Source organism: Burkholderia sp. MSMB1498 (assembly GCF_001526245.1).
In the GTDB taxonomy this organism is placed as follows: domain Bacteria; phylum Pseudomonadota; class Gammaproteobacteria; order Burkholderiales; family Burkholderiaceae; genus Burkholderia; species Burkholderia savannae.
The window spans coordinates 39,876-58,779 of the sequence record NZ_LOYJ01000005.1; the positions used below are offsets into that span (position 1 = coordinate 39,876).

Here is an 18,904-nt window from a genome sequence, read left to right on the forward strand (position 1 = left end):
GTTCAGCCAGTGCGCGGCTTGCCGCCGCGCCATCCATCGCCGCGCCGGCGGCCGGTCGGCCGCGCGGCTCGGTTCGTATTCAGATCTCGTCGAGCTTGCGGCCGGCGAGCGCCCGCTTGATGCTCTTGTCCATCCGGCGCGCGGCGAATTCGTCGGTGCCCTCGGCGAGCGCCTTCGTTGCCGCGTCGATCGCGTTCGCGTCGTCGCCCGTCGCGACCGCGCGCAGCGACGCGACGAGGCCGTCGACCATCGCGCGCTCGTGCGCGTCGAGCAAATCGCCGTCGGCGGCGAGCGCCACGTCCGTCGCGTCGACGAGGCGCTGCGCCTCGACTTGCGCCTCGCGCAGCGCGCGCGCTCGCATGTCGACTTCGGCCGTCTTGAAACTGTCTTCGAGCATGCGCGCGATGTCGTCGTCGCCCAAGCCGTACGACGGCTTCACGACGACCGACGCCTCGACGCCGGAGTGCTGCTCGCGCGCGAACACCGACAGGAGGCCGTCCGCGTCGACCTGATAGGTCACGCGAATTCGCGCGGCGCCCGCCGCCATCGGCGGAATGCCGCGCAGCTCGAAGCGCGCGAGCGACCGGCAGTCGGCGACGAGCTCGCGCTCGCCCTGCACGACGTGGATCGCCATCGCGGTCTGGCCGTCCTTGAAGGTCGTGAATTCCTGCGCGCGCGCAACGGGAATCGTCGAATTGCGCGGAATGATCTTCTCGACGAGGCCGCCCATCGTCTCCACGCCGAGCGACAGCGGAATCACGTCGAGCAGCAGCCAGTCGTCGCCGCCGCTGCGGTTGCCCGCGAGCAGATCCGCCTGGATCGCCGCGCCGAGCGCGACCACCTGGTCCGGGTCGAGGTTGACGAGCGGCGGCTGGCCGAAATGCTTCGCGACCGCGTCGCGGATCACGGGCATCCGCGTCGCGCCGCCGACGAGCACGACGCCCTTGATGTCGGCCGCGCTCACCTGCGCGTCGCGCAGCGCCTTGCGCGTCGGCGTCAGCGTGCGCTGCACGAGCGGCTCGACGAGCGCGGCGAACGCGTCGCGCGTAATCGTCTGCGCGAGCTTTTCGCCCGTCGACAGCTTCACGTCGACATGCGCGTCCCGCGCGAACGACAGCGCCTCCTTCGCGCCGCGCACGCGGTCGAGCAGCAGGCGCACGTCCTCGGGCGCGAGCGCCGCCGCCTCGATGCCCGCTTGCGCGAGCACGTGCGCGAACAGCGCGTGATCGAAATCGTCGCCGCCGAGCGCCGAATCGCCGCCTGCCGCGAGCACTTCGAACACACCCTTCGTGAGCTTCAGGATCGACAGGTCGAACGTGCCGCCGCCGAGGTCGTAGACCGCGTAGAGGCCTTCCGCGCCGTTGTCGAGCCCGTACGCGATCGCGGCCGCGGTCGGCTCGTTCAGCAGGCGCAGCACGTTCAGGCCCGCGAGCCGCGCGGCGTCCTTCGTCGCCTGGCGCTGCGCGTCGTCGAAATACGCGGGCACCGTGATCACCGCGCCGACGAGCTCGTCGCCGAGCGTGTCTTCGGCGCGCTGGCGCAGCGTCGCGAGAATTTCCGCCGACACCTCGACCGGGCTCTTTACGCCGTCGACCGTACGGATCTGCACCATGCCGGGCGCATCGACGAATTCGTACGGCGCGTTCGCCGCGCCTTCGACCTCCGCCTTGCCGCGCCCCATGAAGCGCTTGACCGACACGATCGTGTTGCGCGGATCGATCGCCGCCTCTTCCTTCGCGGTATGGCCGATGCGGCGGCCGCCCTTCTCGAGATAGCGGACGACGGACGGCAGCAGCACGCGCCCGTCGTCATCGGGCAGCGCCTCCGGAATGCTGTTGCGCACCGCGGCGACGAGCGAATTCGTCGTGCCGAGGTCGATGCCGACGGCGATGCGCCGCTGATGCGGCGCGGGCGCCATGCCGGGTTCGGAAATTTGCAGTAAAGCCATCTGTATGTTCGATGGGGGCCGAAGCCCCGCTTGCATCGCGTGCGTAATGCGCGCGGTTAGTGTTCGAGGCGCTCGATCTGAGCGCCGATCTCGGCCGACACGCGCTCGACGAACATCAGCTGCCGCACGGCCTCGGCCGCGCCCTGATCCGAGCCGCTGTCGAGCAGCGCGCCCAGCTTCGCGAGGCGCGCGCGCCGCTCGTCGCGCAATTCGGCGAGCAGCGCATCGAGCTCGCCGACGTTCTTCGCGGCCGCCGCATCCTCGATGCGCTCGCGCCACTCCATCTGCTGCATCAGGAACGCCGGCTCCATCGCCGTGTTGTTCTCGGCGCCGACGTCGACGCCGCGCAAGTGCAGCAGGTACGTCGCCCGCTTGAGCGGATCGCGCAGTGTCTGGTACGCCTCGTTCGCACGCGTCGCCCATTGCATCGCGATGCGCTTTTGCGCGTCGCCCGCCGCGGCGAAACGGTCCGGGTGCACCTGCGACTGCACGGTGCGGTACGCGGCGTCGAGCGTAGGCTCGTCGAGCGCGAATTGCACCGGCAGGTGAAAGAGATCGAAATGGCTGTCTTTCAGCGAAACCATCGCGTAATAGCTGTAGCGCTCAACTCGTTGTCGACTGCGGCACGACGTCGACCGATGTGCCGCCCATTAAAAAGGCGGCCCGCGCCGCCTCTCGTCCGCCTCGCGCGGATGCCGTCACACGCGGAACGATTCGCCGCAGCCGCACTCGTCCTTCACGTTCGGGTTGTTGAACTTGAAGCCCTCGTTCAATCCCTCGCGCGCGAAGTCGAGTTCCGTGCCGTCGATGTACGCGAGGCTCTTCGGATCGACGAAGACCTTCACGCCATGGCTTTCGAACACCTGATCCTCGGAGGCGAACTCGTCGACATACTCGAGCTTGTACGCGAGGCCCGAACAGCCGGTCGTGCGCACGCCGAGCCGCAGGCCCAGCCCCTTGCCGCGCCGCGTCAGATACTTCTGCACGTGCTGCGCAGCCTTTTCGGTCAGTGTGATAGCCATAGTGTCCTTCGTCGCACGAAGCGAGCCTCGTGCGTCATGCGTCTAAACCCAAAACCGGTCGACCCTGCGTCGAACCCGCGGCGCCGCTTACGCGGCGGCCTTGCCGTCTCCAGCGCCTTCGTGGTCGTGGCGCTTCTTGTAGTCGGCAACGGCCGCCTTGATCGCGTCTTCCGCGAGGATCGAACAGTGGATCTTCACGGGCGGCAGCGCGAGCTCTTCGGCGATCTGCGTGTTCTTGATCGCGAGCGCCTCGTCGAGCGTCTTGCCCTTCACCCATTCGGTGACGAGCGAGCTCGACGCGATCGCCGAACCACAACCGTAGGTCTTGAACTTCGCGTCCTCGATCACGCCGTTCTCGCCAACGCGGATCTGCAGCTTCATCACGTCGCCGCACGCGGGCGCGCCAACCATGCCGGTGCCGACCGCGTCGTCGTCCTTCGCGAACGAGCCGACGTTACGCGGGTTTTCGTAGTGATCCAGAACCTTGTTGCTGTAAGACATGATTCAAACTCCTTGCTTCGTTTCGTCTGCGCGGCACTCAATCGCCCGCGGAAATATCGTTGCGCTCAGTGCGCCGCCCATTCGATCGTCGACAGATCGACGCCGTCCTGATGCATTTCCCAAAGCGGCGACAGGTCGCGCAGCTTGGCGATCTTGCTCTTCAGCAGATCGATCACGTAGTCGACTTCCTGCTCCGTCGTGAAACGGCCGACCGTGAAGCGGATCGAGCTGTGCGCGAGCTCGTCGTTGCGGCCGAGCGCGCGCAGCACGTACGACGGCTCGAGCGAAGCCGACGTGCACGCGGAACCCGACGACACCGCGACGTCCTTGATCGCCATGATCAGCGACTCGCCTTCGACGAAATTGAAGCTGATATTCAGGTTGTGCGGGATACGATGCTCGAGGTCGCCGTTCACGTAGGTCTCCTCGATTTGCGACAGGCCGCGCAGCAGCTTGTCGCGCAGCATCCGGATGCGCTCGTTCTCGGTCGCCATTTCCTCCTTGGCGATGCGGAACGCCTCGCCCATGCCGACGATCTGGTGCGTCGGCAGCGTGCCCGAGCGCATGCCGCGCTCGTGGCCGCCGCCGTGCATCTGCGCCTCGATGCGCACGCGCGGCTTGCGGCGCACGTACAGCGCGCCGATGCCCTTCGGGCCGTAGGTCTTGTGCGCGGAGAACGACATCAGGTCGACCTTCAGCTTCGCCAGGTCGATCTCGACCTTGCCCGTCGCCTGCGCGGCGTCGACGTGGAAGATGATGCCCTTCTCGCGGCAGATCTCGCCGATCGCCTCGATGTCCTGGATCACGCCGATCTCGTTGTTCACGTGCATCACCGACACGAGGATCGTGTCCGGGCGCAGCGCGGCCTTCAGCGCGTCGAGCTCCAGCAGGCCGTCGTCCTTCACGTCGAGATAGGTCACCTCGAAGCCTTCGCGCTCGAGCTCGCGGCACGTATCGAGCACCGCCTTGTGCTCGGTCTTCATCGTGACGATGTGCTTGCCCTTGCCCTGATAGAAGTGCGCGGCGCCCTTGATCGCGAGGTTGTCGGATTCGGTCGCGCCGGAGGTCCAGATGATTTCTCGCGGATCGGCGTTGACGAGCGCGGCCACCTGCTCGCGCGCCTCTTCGACCGCGCGCTCCGCGTCCCAGCCGTATGCGTGGCTGCGGGACGCCGGATTGCCGAACTGCTCGCGCAGATACGGCACCATCTTGTCGACGACGCGCGGATCGACGGGCGTCGTCGCGCTGTAGTCCATGTAGATGGGCAGGTGGGGGATCTCGTTATTCATCTATCGCTCCGGGTATGCGTTCGTGCGGGGACTGTTCGTTGTGCTGCCGCGTTCAATGCGCGGCAATCATGAGCTTGCGATGTTGAAGACCGAATTCGGGCCGAGCGGAATCGAGCGCACGGGCTCGACGCTCGCCGCAACGGGCTCCGGCTTGCGCTTGTCGCGCAGCACGGCGGGCGTGCCTTCGCGGGCGCGCTGCTGATCGACGAGATCCTGCAGCGATACCGAATCGAGGTATTCGACCATCTTCTGGTTCAGCGTCGACCAGAGCTCGTGCGTCATGCAATGGCCGTCGGGCTGCTTCGTGCCTTCGCACGCGCCCTTGCCGCCGCATTGGGTCGCATCGAGCGGCTCGTCGACCGCAATGATGATGTCGGCGACCGTCACGTCCTGCGCGCGGCGCGCGAGGTTGTAGCCGCCGCCCGGTCCGCGGACCGATTCGACGATTTCATGCCGGCGCAACTTGCCGAACAACTGCTCGAGGTAGGAGAGCGAAATCCGCTGGCGCTGGCTGATGCCTGCAAGCGTCACCGGGCCTTGCTCCTGGCGCAGCGCCAAGTCGATCATCGCCGTGACGGCGAAACGGCCTTTGGTGGTGAGTCTCATGGTATTGAATGGGCAGCAATCTTGACGATTTTGGTCAAGTATAAATATTTGACAAATTTAGTCAAGTATCCCTGCCGCTAAAAGGGGGTTGTATGTGCGGCGCTTCAGCGCGCCGTTTCGCGCAAGCGCTCGAGGAGCCCGCGGCACGCATCCTCGCACTGATCGAGCACCCGCTCGAAGCCGCGCGCGCCGCCGAAGTACGGATCGGCGATTTCGCGCGCCGATGCGTCGCTTGCATATTCCATCAGCAGCCGGATCTTGCCATGATGTTGCGGCGGGCAGCGCTTGCGCAGCTCGGCGAAGTTGGCGGAATCCATTGCGAGCACGAGATCGAAGCGCTCGAAATCGGCTGCGCCGATCTGCCGCGCGCGCAGCGCCGACAGATCGTAGCCCCGTGTGCGCGCCGCTTGCTGCGCGCGCGCATCGGGCGCCTCGCCGACGTGCCAGTCGCCCGTGCCGGCCGAATCGATCGCGATCGTCTCGTCGAGCCCCGCTGCCGCCACCTGGTGCCGCATCACCCCTTCGGCGGTGGGCGAGCGGCAAATGTTGCCGAGGCAGACGAAACAGATCGCGACGCTTTTCATCACGCAACCAGACAATCGCGGCGAACCGCACGGATGGACAGCGCGCCATTATACAAAGGCGCACCGATTCCCGCTTGCGCCAGATTCGGCTTCACGGCAGCTTACAAAGCCTTTGCGCCGGCGAGCGGCGCGACGGGCGACGCGGCGGGCAGCGCCTGCGACGCGTCGTCGACGAGCCCGTACGACACCGTGCGCGCGAGCTCGGCCGACGCATCGCGCGCGACCGCCTGCCCGCGCTGCGGCGCGGCCCCGGACAGGTACAGGTAAGCGGCGGCGGCGAGCGGCACGACGATCGCAAGCGGCCAGTACATCGATATTGTCTTTCTCATGATGCGACCTCTCTCGGCTGGCGCATTGGGACGCTCCCCAATGCTGACATGTCGAGATTCTATAGATCGCACCTATCGAGATAAATATGCGAATAGCGAACGCAGTGTTGTCGCTCGATGAACAGTCGCGGCGCAACGCGTTCCCCGTCCACGCGCGCCGCGCTTGCGCACGGTCAAGTCAGCGTGTCGACGACGACGGATCGAGATGCGTGCGCGACGCCGCGTACAGCTCGCGGAACGTCCTGCCGGCTGGTGCCGGGATGTCGCGCGTCGCGGTCCAGCCGCGCGCGAACGGGAACCGCCCGAGCGTGCCAGCGACGCCGCCCGACGTGCCGCCCGCCCGCTCGAGCACGCGCACGACGAGCTTCGTCGCGAACGCGTACAGCGTGGGCCGCCGCGCGAAAAAGCCCCACGCGGCGAGCGCCGCGCGCTCGCGCCACGGCCGCAGGTGACGCTCGACCTGCTTCTCGCGCAGCTTGCGCAGCAGGCCCGAAATCGGGATGCCGACCGGACAGACGCTGTCGCACTCGCCGCAGAGCGTCGCGGCCTGCGGCAAATCGAGCGCCTTGTCGAGCCCGACGTAGCTCGGCGTCAGCACCGAGCCCATCGGCCCCGGATACACCCAGCCGTATGCGTGCCCGCCGACCTTCTGATAAACCGGGCAGTGGTTCATGCACGCGCCGCAGCGAATGCAGCGGAGCATCTCCTGGAACTCGCCGCCGATGAGCCCGCTGCGGCCGCCGTCGACGAGCACGACATACGAATGCTCGGGCCCGTCCTCGTCGCCCTCTCCCCGCACGCCCGTGAGCAGCGAAAAGTAGTTCGACGTCTTCTGCCCGGTGGCCGAGCGCGGCAGGAGGCGCATCGCGGTCGCGAGATCCTCGAGCGTCGGCAACACCTTTTCGATTCCCGTCACCGCGACGTGCACGCGCGGCAGCACCGTGCACATGCCTTCGTTGCCCTCGTTCGTCACGAGCACGACGGAGCCCGTCTCTGCGATCACGAAGTTGCCGCCCGTCACGCCCATGTCGGCCGACAGGAAATGGGGGCGCAGCACCTCGCGCGCCTCGCGGGTCATCTCCGGAATCTCGGTCAGGCGCGGCCGTCCGTGCGTCCTCGCGAACAGCTCGGCCACCTCTTCCTTGTCCCGGTGCAACACGGGCGCGATGATGTGGCTCGGCGGCTCGTTGTCGTTGATCTGCAGGATGTACTCGCCGAGGTCGGTCTCGATCGACTGCACGCCCAGCCGGCCGAGCACAGCGTTCAGATTCGCCTCCTCGGTCACCATCGACTTCGTCTTGATGACCTTCTTCACATCGTGCCGCCGCGCGATGTCCGCGACGAGCGCCGCCGCGTCGGCCGTCGTCTCCGCGTACAGCACGGTCGTCCCGCGCCGCGCCGCCTCGCGCTCGAACATCTCGAGCCACACGTCGAGCCGCTCGAGCGCACGGTTGCGGCGCGCCTTCAGCTCCGCGCGCGTCGCGACGAAGTCGATCTGCGTGACGGCCTGCGCGCGTCCCGACACGAATTTCGTCGACAGCCTCTTGAGATTTTCCTGCAGGCGCGCATCGGCGAGCTTTTCGCCCGCGCGCGCCTTGAAATGCATCGATTGGACTTGCATGGCGGCTCGTGAGGTTCGTGGTTCTCGTCGCGATCGTTCGTTCGGCGGGGCGGCGCTCAGACGTCGCCCGCGAGCACCTGCGCGATGTGCAGCACGCGCGTGTCGCGGTCGCCCGTGCGGCGCAGGCGCCCTTCGATGTTCAGCATGCAGCCGAGATCGCCGAGCACGACCGCGGGCGCGCCCGTCGCGCGCACGTTCGCGCATTTCTCGTCGACGATCGCGCTCGAGATGTCGCCGTACTTCACCGCGAACGTACCGCCGAAGCCGCAGCAGTGCTCGCAGTCCTTCATCTCGTCGACGGCCACGCCGCGCTGCGCGAGCAGCGCGCGCGGCTGCGCCTTCACGCCGAGCTCGCGCAGGCCCGAACAGGAATCGTGGTACGTGACGGGCCCCTTGAACTCGCCCGGCTCGAGCTTCACCCGCGCGACGTTGGCGAGGAAGTCGGTCAGTTCGTAGACTTTCGTGCGCAGGCGCCCGTAGCGCGCCATCAGCTCGGGATCATCGCGAAAGAGGTCGCCGTAATGGACGCGGATCATCCCGCCGCACGAGCCCGACGGCACGACGACGTAGTCGAACTGCTCGAATTCGGCGAGCGTCTTTTCCGCCAGATCGCGAGCGATCGCGCGCTCGCCCGAGTTGTACGCGGGCTGGCCGCAGCAGGTCTGCGAAGGCGGCACGACGACTTCGCAGCCCGCCTCTTTCAGCAGCTTGAGCGCCGAAAAACCGATCTCGGGCCGCATCAGGTCGACAAGACACGTGACGAACAAACCGACTCGCATAGGCGCTCCTTCGAGAAAACGGCGCTCATTATCCGCCGTTTGCGCGGCAAGACCAACGTTGCGCCGCAATCGCGCAATGCCCGGCGCCGAGCGAGGACTTCCTCGAACACCGTTCGCTTTTTTCACTATACGAGATACAATCGCCGCATTGGTACTTGATGCGGCAATCGATTCCTCACGATGAGCAACCCGAACCCGGATTCCAAGACATCGATCCAGGTGATCGAACGGATGATGCGGCTCCTCGATGCGCTCGCCGCGCACAGCGATCCGGTCAGCCTGAAGGAACTCGCGCAGCGCACCGAACTGCACCCTTCCACCGCGCACCGGATCTTGAACGACATGGTGACCTGCCGTCTCGTCGATCGCTCCGACCCCGGTACATACCGGCTCGGCATGCGCCTGCTCGAGCTCGGCAATCTCGTGAAGGCGCGCCTGTCGGTGCGCGACGCCGCGCTGATGCCGATGCGCGAGTTGCACCGGCTGACGGGCCAGACCGTGAACCTGTCGGTGCGCCAGGGCGACGAGATCGTCTACATCGAGCGGGCGTATTCGGAGCGCTCGGGAATGCAGGTCGTCCGCGCGATCGGCGGCCGCGCGCCGCTGCACCTCACGTCTGTCGGCAAGCTGTTCCTCGCGGCGGACGAGACGTCGCGGGTGCGCGCGTACGCAACGCGCACGGGCCTCGCCGGCCATACGCAAAACAGCATCACCGATCTGCCGAAGCTCGAGCGCGAGCTCACGCTCGTGCGCCAACAGGCGTGCGCGCGCGATAACGAAGAGCTCGAGCTCGGCGTGCGCTGCATCGCGGCCGGCATCTACGACGATTCCGGCAAGCTCGTCGCCGGGTTGTCGCTGTCCGCGCCCGCCGACCGGCTCCAGGACGCGTGGCTCGGCCAGTTGAGCCGCACGGCGCTCACGATCTCGGAATCGCTCGGCTATCGCCCGGAAACCGCGAGGGAAGCGGACGCGCTGGCGCAAAAGCAGGCGTAGGCGCGCGCGCATCGCGCTCCAGCGCTCGGCCGCCCCGCGCCTCCGGTGGCCGGCGCACAAAAAAAGCCCCGCATTCGCGGGGCTTTTTGCTGGGCGATGCGACGCTCGGCCGCGTCCGCGATCAGGTCCCGCCCGCCGGCGTGTTCGCCGCCGTCAGGCGCTCGCCGCCGCCGTTGTCGAGCCAGTTGCGCACGCGCGACGCATCGGCGAAGCGCGAGTACTTGCCGAACGAATCGAGCAGCACCATCACGATCGGACGGCTGTGAATCGTCGTCTGCATCACGAGACACTCGCCCGCTTCGTTGATGAAACCAGTCTTCTGCAGGCCGATGTCCCACGAAGGATTGCGCACGAGCGCATTCGTGCTGTTGTACGCGAGCGTCCGCTTGCCAGTGTTCACCTCGTAGCTGCGGTCGGTCGAGAACTTGCGGATGAGTGGGTACTGATACGCCGCGTTCACCATCTTCACGAGATCGCGCGCGCTCGACACGTTCTGGCTCGACAGCCCAGTCGAGTTCTCGAAATGCGTGTCGGACATGCCGAGCGCCTTCGCCTTCGCGTTCATCGCGGCGATGAACGCCGGACGGCCGCCCTGGTAGTAGCGCGACAGCGCGGCCGCCGCGCGGTTCTCCGACGCCATCAGCGCGATGTGCAGCATGTCCTCGCGCGACAGCACCGAGCCCACCGACAGGCGCGAACCCGTGCCCTTCTCGTAATCGCGATCCTCGTCGGTCACTTCGACCTCGTCGGTGAGCTGCGACTTCGAATCGAGGACGACCATCGCGGTCATCAGCTTCGTGATCGACGCGATCGGCACGACCGCGTGCGAATTTTTGTCGAAGAGCGGCTCGGACGTGTTCTGGTCGACGACGTAGGCGACGCTCGAGCGCAGCGCGAGCGAATCGGGCGTGTCGTGCAGGCCGAACGCCTGGCCGACCGACGGCGGCCGCGGCTGGAACGCGACGCGGCGCACGCCGCTGTGGTGACGGCCGTTCGACACGTAGGTCACGCGCTTGCGCGCGCCTTTCGCGCGCGGTTCGGCGCTCGACGACGCGGCGCGCAGTGACTTCTTCGCCGCGCTCTTCTTGCCTTTCGCGCTCTGCGCGGTCTTGGCGGTGGCGGCGAACGCGTCCGCGGGCGCGACGGCGGCCGTCGCCACCATCAGCGAGACGGCGACCGAAACGGCGGTGCCGAGCGCCACGCTCTGCATCATCCTGAGCGGTGCAAACAGTTGGGCTTTCATTGGGGTCCGAACAAAACGGCGGGAGGTTTCCGCAAGTGTAGTAAAAGCTGAAAAAATAAGCAATATTAGGCACTTACCGATCTTCGTTAAACCGAAATGTAAGAATCGATCGTACCAGACCAATCGGCCCCGTCTCTTCCATCGAAAAATACGATGAAGAAAACGAAGCTCCCGACGCGCGCGACACACAAATCACCCACCGGTTGACCAGAATATCGGCGGCGCGACGGACAAGCTGAAGCAGGGGAAACCACGAATTCGACAGGCGAAGCGGGCCGGACGACCCGCCGATAGGCACGGCGGCGGGCGTTGACGCCCGCCGCCGTGCCGAAAACAGCGACCGCTTCGACATGCCAGAATGTTAAACGTTCCGTCACTCCGATCGGTTTACTCGCGTCGCGATGGTGCACTCTCGTGCGTGCGGCGGGCCTCCGACCCGGCTCGGGACACACGCTGAAACCGATCCCACCGAGACATTGCAAACTATTGTTTTGTCTAGAAATTGTCAGGTTTGTGCAATGCACCAAAAGTACTTGACATTCAATTCTGGCGCCCTAAAATAGAATCCATTGTTGCGTTGCACAAAGCAGTTTCAGGTATCTGTTCCCCAAAGTTGTGCCCTTTTCCTTCACGATCCCCGATCGAACTTCAGGAGCATGAACATGTCTTTGCTGACCCCCGAGCAAATCGCCGCTGCCCAGAAAGCCAACATCGAAAGCCTCTTCGGCCTCACGACGAAGGCGTTCGAAGGCGTCGAAAAGCTGATCGAACTCAATCTGCAAGTGGTGAAGTCGACGCTCGCTGAAAGTCAGGAAAACGTGCAGCGCGCGCTGTCCGTGAAGGACGCGCAGGAACTGCTCGCGCTGCAGGCGAGCCTCACGCAGCCGATCGCCGAGAAGGTGCTCGCGTACGGCCGCCACGTGTACGAAATCGCGTCGGCCACGCAAGCCGAATTCGCGAAGGTCGCTGAGGCGCAGTACGAAGAACAGAACCGCAAGGTGCAAGCGCTCGTCGACAACGTCGCGAAGAACGCGCCGGCCGGCTCGGAAACCGCCGTCGCCGCGCTGAAGTCGGCGATCAACGCCGCGAACACGACGTACGAAACGGTGCAGAAGGCCGCGAAGCAAGCGGTCGAAATCGCCGAAACGAACTTCAACGCCGCCGCTGCCGTCGCCACGAAGGCGGCGAATACCGCGGCCGCCGCGTCGCGCCGCAGCACCACCGGCGGCAAGACCGCGTAAGCGCCGGCGGCATCATCTGCTCGTTTGGGGAAAGCCGCGCATCTGCGCGGCTTTTTTCTCGGCCGAGAATGTCCGCCGCGCCGGGCGTCTTGTGCGCCCCCGCAAAATGAAACGGCGCCTCCCCTTGCTGGGGGAGGCGCCGTTTCTTCGTGCGGCCGCTGCGTGACAGCCGCGCCGCTTACTTCTTGCGCTGCGGCGGCAGGTCCGTGCAGACGCCTTCGTACAGCTCGGCCGCCATGCCGACCGATTCGCCGAGCGTCGGGTGCGGATGGATCGTCTTGCCGATGTCTTCCGCGTCCGCGCCCATCTCCACCGCAAGACACACTTCGCTGATGAGGTCGCCCGCGTTCAGGCCGACGATGCCGCCGCCGATCACGCGGTGGGTTTCCTCATCGAAGATCAGCTTCGTGAAGCCCTCGTCGCGGCCGTTCGCGATCGCGCGGCCCGACGCGGCCCACGGGAACACGGCCTTGCCGTACTTGATGCCTTCGGCCTTGCACTGATCTTCCGTCTTGCCCGCCCACGCGACTTCCGGATCGGTATAGGCCACCGACGGAATCTGCAGCGCGTCGAAGTACGCCTTCTCGCCGTGCGCGGCTTCCGCCGCCACGTGGCCTTCATGCACCGCCTTGTGCGCGAGCATCGGCTGGCCGACGATGTCGCCGATCGCGAAGATGTGCGGGACGTTCGTGCGCATCTGCGTGTCGACGTCGATGAAGCCCCGATCCGTCACCGCAACGCCTGCCTTGTCGGCGCCGATCTTCTTGCCGTTCGGGCTGCGGCCGACCGCGACCAGCACGAGGTCGTAGCGCTGCGGCTCCGCCGGCGCCTTCTCGCCCTCGAACGTCACGTAGATGCCGTCGTCCTTCGCTTGCGCGCCGACCGTCTTGGTCTTCAGCATCACGTTGCCGAAGCGCTTCGCGTTGTACTTCTCCCAGACTTTCACGAGATCGCGGTCCGCGCCCATCATCAGGCCGTCCATCATTTCGACGACGTCGATCTCGGCGCCGAGCGTCGAATACACCGTCGCCATTTCGAGGCCGATGATGCCGCCGCCGATCACGAGCATGCGCTTCGGCAACTGGCGCAGTTCGAGCGCGCCCGTCGAATCGACGACGCGCGGGTCCTCCGGCATGAACGGCAGCTTCACGGCCTGCGAGCCCGCCGCGATGATCGCCTGCTTGAACTTGACGATCTTCTTGCCGCCGTCCGTCTGCACTTCGATGTGGTGCGGATCGACGAACGCGCCGACGCCCGTCACCACGTCGACCTTGCGCGCCTTCGCCATGCCGGCGAGACCCGTCGTCAGCTTCTTGACCACGCCGCCCTTGAAGTCGCGCAGCTTGTCGAGATCGACTTGCGGCTTGCCGAACGAAATGCCGTGCGCGGCGAGCGCCTGCGCCTCCTCGACGACGAGCGCGGTGTGCAGCAGCGCCTTCGACGGAATGCAGCCGACGTTCAGACACACGCCGCCGAGCGTCGAATAGCGCTCGACGAGCACCGTCTTCATGCCGAGATCGGCCGAGCGGAACGCGGCCGAATAGCCGCCGGGGCCGGCGCCGAGCACGAGCATGTCGCACTCGACGTCGGCGGCGCCGCCGAAGCTGCCGGCTTGCGGCGCGGGCGCGCTCGCCGGTGCGGCTGCGGCTGCTGCCGGCTTCGCCGGTTCGGCGGGCTTGGCCGGCGCGGCCTCGGCCGACGCCTCGACGAGCGCGATCACCGTGCCTCGCGAGACTTTGTCGCCCGGCTTGATCTTGATTTCCTTCACGGTGCCGGCGACGTCGCTCGGCACTTCCATGGACGCCTTGTCCGATTCGAGCGTGAGGAGCGTCTGCTCCTTTTCGATCACGTCGCCGGGCTGGACGTTGACTTCGATGACGTCGACGCCGGTGAAATCGCCGATATCCGGAACCTTGACTTCGATGAGACTCATGTACCGTCCCCTTCTTGATTAACTGCTGACAGACGGAGGGAAAACTCGCGAATTGAACCTGAACTACGGCCTGACTGGAGAACGGGAGCATGGGCAGGACCACCTTTGCCGTCCGCCCAAGGACGCGCCTTTCTTTTGGTTACTTTTCTTTGGAAGACAAAGAAAAGTGACCGCCGCCCCGCGCAGGAGCGACGCCAGCAGACCGTTAGGAAAGCAAGTTCAACGATGAAACGTGGATAACCGACAAAAAACCCACGCCCCCGCGAGCCTCCCCGCTCATCAAAGAATCACGCGACGGAAGTCGCCGAGAATCGCGCCGAGATACGCATTGAACCGCGCGGCTTCCGCGCCGTCGATCACGCGATGGTCGTACGACAGCGACATCGGCAGCGTGAGGCGCGGCACGAACTGCTTGCCGTCCCACACGGGCTTCGTTGCGCTGCGCGACAGGCCGAGGATCGCCACCTCCGGCGCGTTGATGATCGGCGTGAAATGCGTGCCGCCGATGCCGCCCAGCGACGAGATCGAGAAGCAGCCGCCCTGCATCTGGTCCGGCTTCAGCTTGCCCTCGCGCGCCGCCTTCGACAGTTCGCTCATTTCCTTCGCGATGTCGACGAGGCCCTTCTTGTCCGCGTCGCGAATCACCGGCACGACGAGACCATTCGGCGTGTCGGCGGCGAAACCGACGTGGTAGTACTGCTTGAAGACGAGGTTGTCGCCGTCGAGGCTCGCATTGAACGTCGGGAACTTCTTCAGCGCCGAGACGACCGCCTTGATCACGAACGCAAGCATCGTGAACTTCACGCCCGCCTTCTCGTGCTCCTTGTTCAGTTGCACGCGCAGCGCCTCGAGCTCGGTGATGTCCGCTTCGTCGTTGTTCGTGACGTGCGGGATCATCACCCAGTTGCGATGCAGATTCGCGCCCGAGATCTTCTTGATGCGCGACAGCGGCTTCGCCTCGATCGGGCCGAACTTCGTGAAATCGACCTTCGGCCACGGCAGCAGGTTCAGCTCGCCGCCGCCCGCCGGCGCGGCTGCCGCTGCGGGCGCCGCGCGTTGGCCCGTCATCACGCCCTTCACGAACGCGGTGACGTCTTCCTTCGTGATGCGGGCCTTCGGGCCCGTGCCCTGCACGCGCGACACGTCGACGCCGAGCTCGCGCGCGAACTTGCGCACCGACGGCGACGCGTGGCTCGCGCGATACTCGCCGCTCGCGGCAGGCGCGAGCGCGGCGGCGGGCGCCGCTCGCGGCGCGGGTGCGGCGGCGGGTGCAGGCGCGGAAGCCGCCTGAGCAGGCGCCGGCGCCGCCTGAGCGTGCGCCGCCTGCGGCGCGGCCGCGCCGCCGCCCGCCGCTTCGAGCACGACGATCAGCGAGCCCTTCGACACCGCATCGCCCACCTTCACCTTGATGGCCTTGACGACGCCCGCGGTCGGGCTCGGCACGTCCATCGTCGCCTTGTCCGATTCGAGCGTGACGAGCGACTGCTCGGCCTCGACCGTATCGCCGACCTTCACCGATATCTCGATGACGGGCACGTCCTTGTAGTCGCCGATGTCCGGCACTTTCACGTCGACCGTGCCGCCGCCGCCGGCGGCCGGCGCGGGCGCCGCCGCGGCAGCGGCGGGCGCCGGCTGCGGGATGGGCGCCGCGGCGCCGTTCGCCTGCGCGGGCTTAGCGGCCGCTTGCGCGCCGTCGAGCAGCACGATCAGCGAGCCCTGCGACACCGCGTCGCCGACCTTGACCTTCACTTCCTTGACCGTGCCGCCGACGGGGCTCGGCACGTCCATCGTCGCCTTGTCGGACTCGAGCGTGACGAGCGACTGCTCGGCCTCGACCGCATCGCCCGGCTTCACGAGCACTTCGATGACGGGCACGTCCTTGTAATCGCCGATATCCGGCACCTTGACTTCGATCGCTTGACTCATCTGTTTCAGTCTCCTGTCGATCAGCGTCGCCGCGCGGGCGGCCGACTCTGATCCCATGCAAGGCGGAGCCGCGCCGCCCGCCCCGCCCTCGTCGACGAAAGCGGAAACGGGCGCGCGGCGTCACGCGGCGCGTGCGTTAAACCGTCATCGGGTTGGGTTTGGCCGGGTCGAGCTCGTACTTCGCGATGGCGTCCGCCACGACCTTGCGGTCGATCGCGCCTTCGTCGGCGAGCGCGTTGAGCGCCGCGACCGTGACCCAGTACCGGTCCACTTCGAAGAAATGGCGCAGCGCCTTGCGCGTGTCCGAGCGGCCGAAGCCGTCGGTGCCGAGCACGACGTAGCGGCGATCGACCTGGCCGCGAATCTGGTCGGCGAGCGCGCGCACGTAGTCGGTCGACGCGATCACCGGGCCCTGCGCGTCCTTCAGGCACTTCTGCACGTGCGACAGGCGGCGCTCCTCGGCCGGATGCAGCAGGTTCCAGCGCTCGACTTCGTGGCCTTCACGGGCGAGCTCGGTGAAGCTCGGCACGCTCCACAGATCGGCCGCGACGCCCCAGTCGTTCTTCAGCAGATCCGCGGCGGCGATCACTTCGTTGAAGATCGTGCCCGCGCCGAGCAGTTGAACGCGCGGCGCCTTCTGATCGGTGTCGGCCTTCTTGAACGAGTACATGCCCTTGATGATGTCGGCCGCCACGTGCTCGCCCTGCGGAATCGCCGGGTGCTCGTAGTTCTCGTTCATCACGGTGACGTAGTAGTAGACGTCCTCCTGCTCCTGCACCATCCGGCGCAGGCCGTCCTGCATGATGACGGCGAGCTCGTAGCCGAACGTCGGATCGTAGCTCACGCAGTTCGGCACCGATGCGGCCCACAGCAGCGAATGGCCGTCCTCGTGCTGCAGGCCTTCGCCGTTGAGCGTCGTGCGGCCCGCCGTGCCGCCGAGCAGGAAGCCGCGCGAGCGCATGTCGCCCGCCGCCCATGCCAGATCGCCGATCCGCTGGAAGCCGAACATCGAATAGAAGATGTAGAACGGCACCATGATCTCGCCGTGCGTCGAGTACGACGTCGCCGCCGCGATCCAGTCGCACATGCCGCCCGCTTCGTTGATGCCTTCCTGCAGGATCTGGCCGGTTTCCGATTCCTTGTAGAACATCAGCTGGTCGGAATCCTCCGGCACGTACTTCTGGCCTTCCTGGTTCCAGATGCCGATCTGGCGGAACAGGCCCTCCATGCCGAACGTGCGCGACTCGTCCGGCACGATCGGCACGACGCGCTTGCCGAGCGTCTTGTCCTTCAACAGGATGTTCAAGATCCGCACGAACGCCATCGTCGTCGAGATCTCGCGGCCTTCGCCCGTGCCCTTCAGGAGCGGCTCGAACGCTTCGAGCGCCGGCACCGGCAGCGACTGCGCCTTCTCGCGGCGCTGCGGCAGGTAGCCGCCGAGGTCCATGCGCTGCTTGCGCATGTATTCGAGCTCCTTCGAGCCTTCCTCGAATTTCACGTACGGCACGTCGGCGATCTGCTCGTCGGTGATCGGCAGGCGGAACTGGTCGCGGAACTTCTTCAGTTGCTCGACGGGCAGCTTCTTCTGCTGGTGCGTGATGTTCATCGCCTGGCCCGACTCGCCCATCCCGTAGCCCTTGATGGTCTTCGCGAGGATCACGGTCGGCGCGCCCTTCGAGTTGCTCGCCTCGTGGAACGCCGCGTAGATCTTGTGCGGATCGTGGCCGCCGCGGTTCAGGTTCCAGATGTCGTCGTCGGACCAATCGGCGACGAGCGCCTTGAGCTCCGGCGTGTTGAAGAAGTGCTCGCGCACGTACGCGCCCGACTCCGACTTGTACGTCTGATACTCGCCGTCGACGACTTCCATCATGCGGCGCATCAGCGCGCCCGTCTTGTCGCGCGCGAACAGCGCATCCCAGCGGCTGCCCCAGATCACCTTGATCACGTTCCAGCCCGCGCCGCGGAATTCCGATTCCAGCTCCTGGATGATCTTGCCGTTGCCGCGCACCGGGCCGTCGAGACGCTGCAGGTTGCAGTTGATCACGAACACGAGGTTGTCGAGCTTCTCGCGGCTCGCCATGCCGATCGCGCCGAGCGATTCCGGCTCGTCCGTCTCGCCGTCGCCGAGGAACGCCCACACCTTGCGGCCCTGCGTCTTCGCGATGCCGCGCGCTTCGATGTATTTCATGAAGCGCGCCTGGTAGATCGCCATGATCGGGCCGAGGCCCATCGACACGGTCGGGAACTGCCAGAAGTCCGGCATCAGCCACGGGTGCGGATACGACGAGATGCCGTTGCCGCCGACTTCCTGGCGGAAGTTGTCGAGCTGGTTCTCGGTCAGGCGGCCGAGCAGGAACGCGCGCGAGTACACGCCGGGCGACGAGTGGCCCTGCACGAACACGAGATCGCCGCCGTGCTCGGCGGACGGCGCGTGCCAGAAGTGGTTGTAGCCGACGTCGTAGAGCGTGGCGGCCGACGCGAACGACGCGATGTGGCCGCCGACGTTCGTGTCCTTGCCCGCGCGCAGCACCATCGCGATCGCGTTCCAGCGCGTGTACGAGCGAATCCGGTGCTCGATGTCCTGGTCGCCCGGAATCTTCGCCTGGGCTTCGACGGGAATCGTGTTGATGTACGGGGTGTTCGCGGAGAAGGGCAGGTGCTCGCCGTGCATCCGCGCGAATTCGATCTGCTTTTCGATCAGGTAGTGCGCGCGGCCGGGGCCGACGGAGGAAATCACGCCGTCGAGCGCTTCGAGCCATTCGACGGTTTCCTGCGCGTCGTCGTCGCGTTCGGCCGCAACGTACTTCATCACTTCATTAGGTACAGCGGACATTCTCGTCTCCTGGGTGTCCTGGAATATGAAGATGGCCTTCGCGCGACGACGCATGC

General features: G+C 66.3%; 16 protein-coding genes. 2 read left to right on the forward strand and 14 right to left on the reverse strand.

Features of this window, described 5'->3' with window-relative positions:
• Positions 1-79 precede the first annotated feature (79 nt).
• The 10 genes from hscA to WS91_RS01170 all read right to left on the reverse strand — a co-directional run bounded on the left by hscA (position 80) and on the right by WS91_RS01170 (position 8,679).
• Entirely contained in the window at positions 80-1,948 is a 1,869-nt protein-coding gene (gene hscA, locus WS91_RS01125; protein ID WP_059669593.1) for a Fe-S protein assembly chaperone HscA, read from the reverse strand.
• 56 nt (positions 1,949-2,004) lie between these two features.
• The gene (gene hscB / locus WS91_RS01130) at positions 2,005-2,532 is read right to left on the reverse strand and encodes a Fe-S protein assembly co-chaperone HscB (RefSeq protein WP_038748831.1); all 528 of its coding nucleotides are present in this window, start codon (positions 2,530-2,532) and stop codon (positions 2,005-2,007) included.
• 114 nt (positions 2,533-2,646) lie between these two features.
• Complete coding sequence (gene iscA / locus WS91_RS01135; protein WP_038748829.1) at positions 2,647-2,970, reverse strand: iron-sulfur cluster assembly protein IscA; 324 nt, start codon at positions 2,968-2,970, stop codon at positions 2,647-2,649.
• A gap of 87 nt (positions 2,971-3,057) precedes the next feature.
• On the reverse strand, positions 3,058-3,471 hold the full coding sequence (gene iscU / locus WS91_RS01140) for a Fe-S cluster assembly scaffold IscU (RefSeq protein WP_059577177.1): 414 nt from the start codon (positions 3,469-3,471) through the stop codon (positions 3,058-3,060).
• 65 nt (positions 3,472-3,536) lie between these two features.
• On the reverse strand, positions 3,537-4,760 hold the full coding sequence (locus tag WS91_RS01145; RefSeq protein WP_059577173.1) for an IscS subfamily cysteine desulfurase: 1,224 nt from the start codon (positions 4,758-4,760) through the stop codon (positions 3,537-3,539).
• Positions 4,761-4,826: 66 nt separating this feature from the next.
• Positions 4,827-5,366, reverse strand: coding sequence for a Fe-S cluster assembly transcriptional regulator IscR (gene iscR / locus WS91_RS01150; RefSeq protein ID WP_038748823.1), 540 nt, complete (start codon positions 5,364-5,366; stop codon positions 4,827-4,829).
• A gap of 104 nt (positions 5,367-5,470) precedes the next feature.
• Entirely contained in the window at positions 5,471-5,950 is a 480-nt protein-coding gene (locus WS91_RS01155; RefSeq protein WP_059669594.1) for a low molecular weight protein-tyrosine-phosphatase, read from the reverse strand.
• 101 nt (positions 5,951-6,051) lie between these two features.
• Positions 6,052-6,261, reverse strand: coding sequence for a hypothetical protein (locus WS91_RS01160; protein ID WP_161788668.1), 210 nt, complete (start codon positions 6,259-6,261; stop codon positions 6,052-6,054).
• 196 nt (positions 6,262-6,457) lie between these two features.
• Complete coding sequence (locus tag WS91_RS01165) at positions 6,458-7,900, reverse strand: lactate utilization protein B (protein WP_038748818.1); 1,443 nt, start codon at positions 7,898-7,900, stop codon at positions 6,458-6,460.
• Between the two features lie 56 nt (positions 7,901-7,956).
• The gene (locus WS91_RS01170; protein WP_059669595.1) at positions 7,957-8,679 is read right to left on the reverse strand and encodes a (Fe-S)-binding protein; all 723 of its coding nucleotides are present in this window, start codon (positions 8,677-8,679) and stop codon (positions 7,957-7,959) included.
• 180 nt (positions 8,680-8,859) lie between these two features.
• On the opposite strand from WS91_RS01170, the gene WS91_RS01175 reads away from it, so the two are divergent.
• A complete protein-coding gene (locus tag WS91_RS01175) occupies positions 8,860-9,672 on the forward strand; it encodes an IclR family transcriptional regulator (RefSeq protein WP_038748816.1) in 813 nt (270 codons plus the stop codon).
• Between the two features lie 121 nt (positions 9,673-9,793).
• Here WS91_RS01175 and pbpG read toward each other — a convergent pair whose 3' ends face one another.
• A complete protein-coding gene (gene pbpG / locus WS91_RS01180; RefSeq protein ID WP_038748814.1) occupies positions 9,794-10,915 on the reverse strand; it encodes a D-alanyl-D-alanine endopeptidase in 1,122 nt (373 codons plus the stop codon).
• Between the two features lie 662 nt (positions 10,916-11,577).
• Here pbpG and WS91_RS01185 point away from each other — a divergent pair.
• Positions 11,578-12,156, forward strand: coding sequence for a phasin family protein (locus tag WS91_RS01185; RefSeq protein WP_038748848.1), 579 nt, complete (start codon positions 11,578-11,580; stop codon positions 12,154-12,156).
• A 178-nt stretch (positions 12,157-12,334) separates the two neighbouring features.
• On the opposite strand, the gene lpdA is transcribed toward WS91_RS01185, so the two are convergent.
• From lpdA to aceE, 3 genes are all read right to left on the reverse strand, one after another.
• The gene (gene lpdA / locus WS91_RS01190; protein ID WP_059577161.1) at positions 12,335-14,089 is read right to left on the reverse strand and encodes a dihydrolipoyl dehydrogenase; all 1,755 of its coding nucleotides are present in this window, start codon (positions 14,087-14,089) and stop codon (positions 12,335-12,337) included.
• Between the two features lie 279 nt (positions 14,090-14,368).
• The gene (aceF, locus tag WS91_RS01195; RefSeq protein ID WP_059669596.1) at positions 14,369-16,015 is read right to left on the reverse strand and encodes a dihydrolipoyllysine-residue acetyltransferase; all 1,647 of its coding nucleotides are present in this window, start codon (positions 16,013-16,015) and stop codon (positions 14,369-14,371) included.
• Positions 16,016-16,151: 136 nt separating this feature from the next.
• On the reverse strand, positions 16,152-18,848 hold the full coding sequence (gene aceE, locus WS91_RS01200; protein ID WP_059669597.1) for a pyruvate dehydrogenase (acetyl-transferring), homodimeric type: 2,697 nt from the start codon (positions 18,846-18,848) through the stop codon (positions 16,152-16,154).
• Positions 18,849-18,904 lie beyond the last annotated feature (56 nt).

Excerpts from the sequence above, each read along its gene's own strand:
- hscA (WP_059669593.1), bottom strand. The coding sequence starts at position 1,948 with ATGGCTTTACTGCAAATTTCCGAACCCGGCATGGCGCCCGCGCCGCAT.
- WS91_RS01145 (WP_059577173.1), bottom strand. The coding sequence starts at position 4,760 with ATGAATAACGAGATCCCCCACCTGCCCATCTACATGGACTACAGCGCG.
- WS91_RS01155 (WP_059669594.1), bottom strand. The coding sequence starts at position 5,950 with ATGAAAAGCGTCGCGATCTGTTTCGTCTGCCTCGGCAACATTTGCCGC.
- WS91_RS01175 (WP_038748816.1), top strand. The coding sequence starts at position 8,860 with ATGAGCAACCCGAACCCGGATTCCAAGACATCGATCCAGGTGATCGAA.
- WS91_RS01160 (WP_161788668.1), bottom strand. The coding sequence starts at position 6,261 with ATGTACTGGCCGCTTGCGATCGTCGTGCCGCTCGCCGCCGCCGCTTAC.
- WS91_RS01185 (WP_038748848.1), top strand. The coding sequence starts at position 11,578 with ATGTCTTTGCTGACCCCCGAGCAAATCGCCGCTGCCCAGAAAGCCAAC.
- aceE (WP_059669597.1), bottom strand. The coding sequence starts at position 18,848 with ATGTCCGCTGTACCTAATGAAGTGATGAAGTACGTTGCGGCCGAACGC.
- WS91_RS01170 (WP_059669595.1), bottom strand. The coding sequence starts at position 8,679 with ATGCGAGTCGGTTTGTTCGTCACGTGTCTTGTCGACCTGATGCGGCCC.
- iscR (WP_038748823.1), bottom strand. The coding sequence starts at position 5,366 with ATGAGACTCACCACCAAAGGCCGTTTCGCCGTCACGGCGATGATCGAC.
- aceF (WP_059669596.1), bottom strand. The coding sequence starts at position 16,015 with ATGAGTCAAGCGATCGAAGTCAAGGTGCCGGATATCGGCGATTACAAG.
- hscB (WP_038748831.1), bottom strand. The coding sequence starts at position 2,532 with ATGGTTTCGCTGAAAGACAGCCATTTCGATCTCTTTCACCTGCCGGTG.
- WS91_RS01165 (WP_038748818.1), bottom strand. The coding sequence starts at position 7,900 with ATGCAAGTCCAATCGATGCATTTCAAGGCGCGCGCGGGCGAAAAGCTC.
- pbpG (WP_038748814.1), bottom strand. The coding sequence starts at position 10,915 with ATGAAAGCCCAACTGTTTGCACCGCTCAGGATGATGCAGAGCGTGGCG.
- iscA (WP_038748829.1), bottom strand. The coding sequence starts at position 2,970 with ATGGCTATCACACTGACCGAAAAGGCTGCGCAGCACGTGCAGAAGTAT.
- iscU (WP_059577177.1), bottom strand. The coding sequence starts at position 3,471 with ATGTCTTACAGCAACAAGGTTCTGGATCACTACGAAAACCCGCGTAAC.
- lpdA (WP_059577161.1), bottom strand. The coding sequence starts at position 14,089 with ATGAGTCTCATCGAAGTCAAGGTTCCGGATATCGGCGATTTCACCGGC.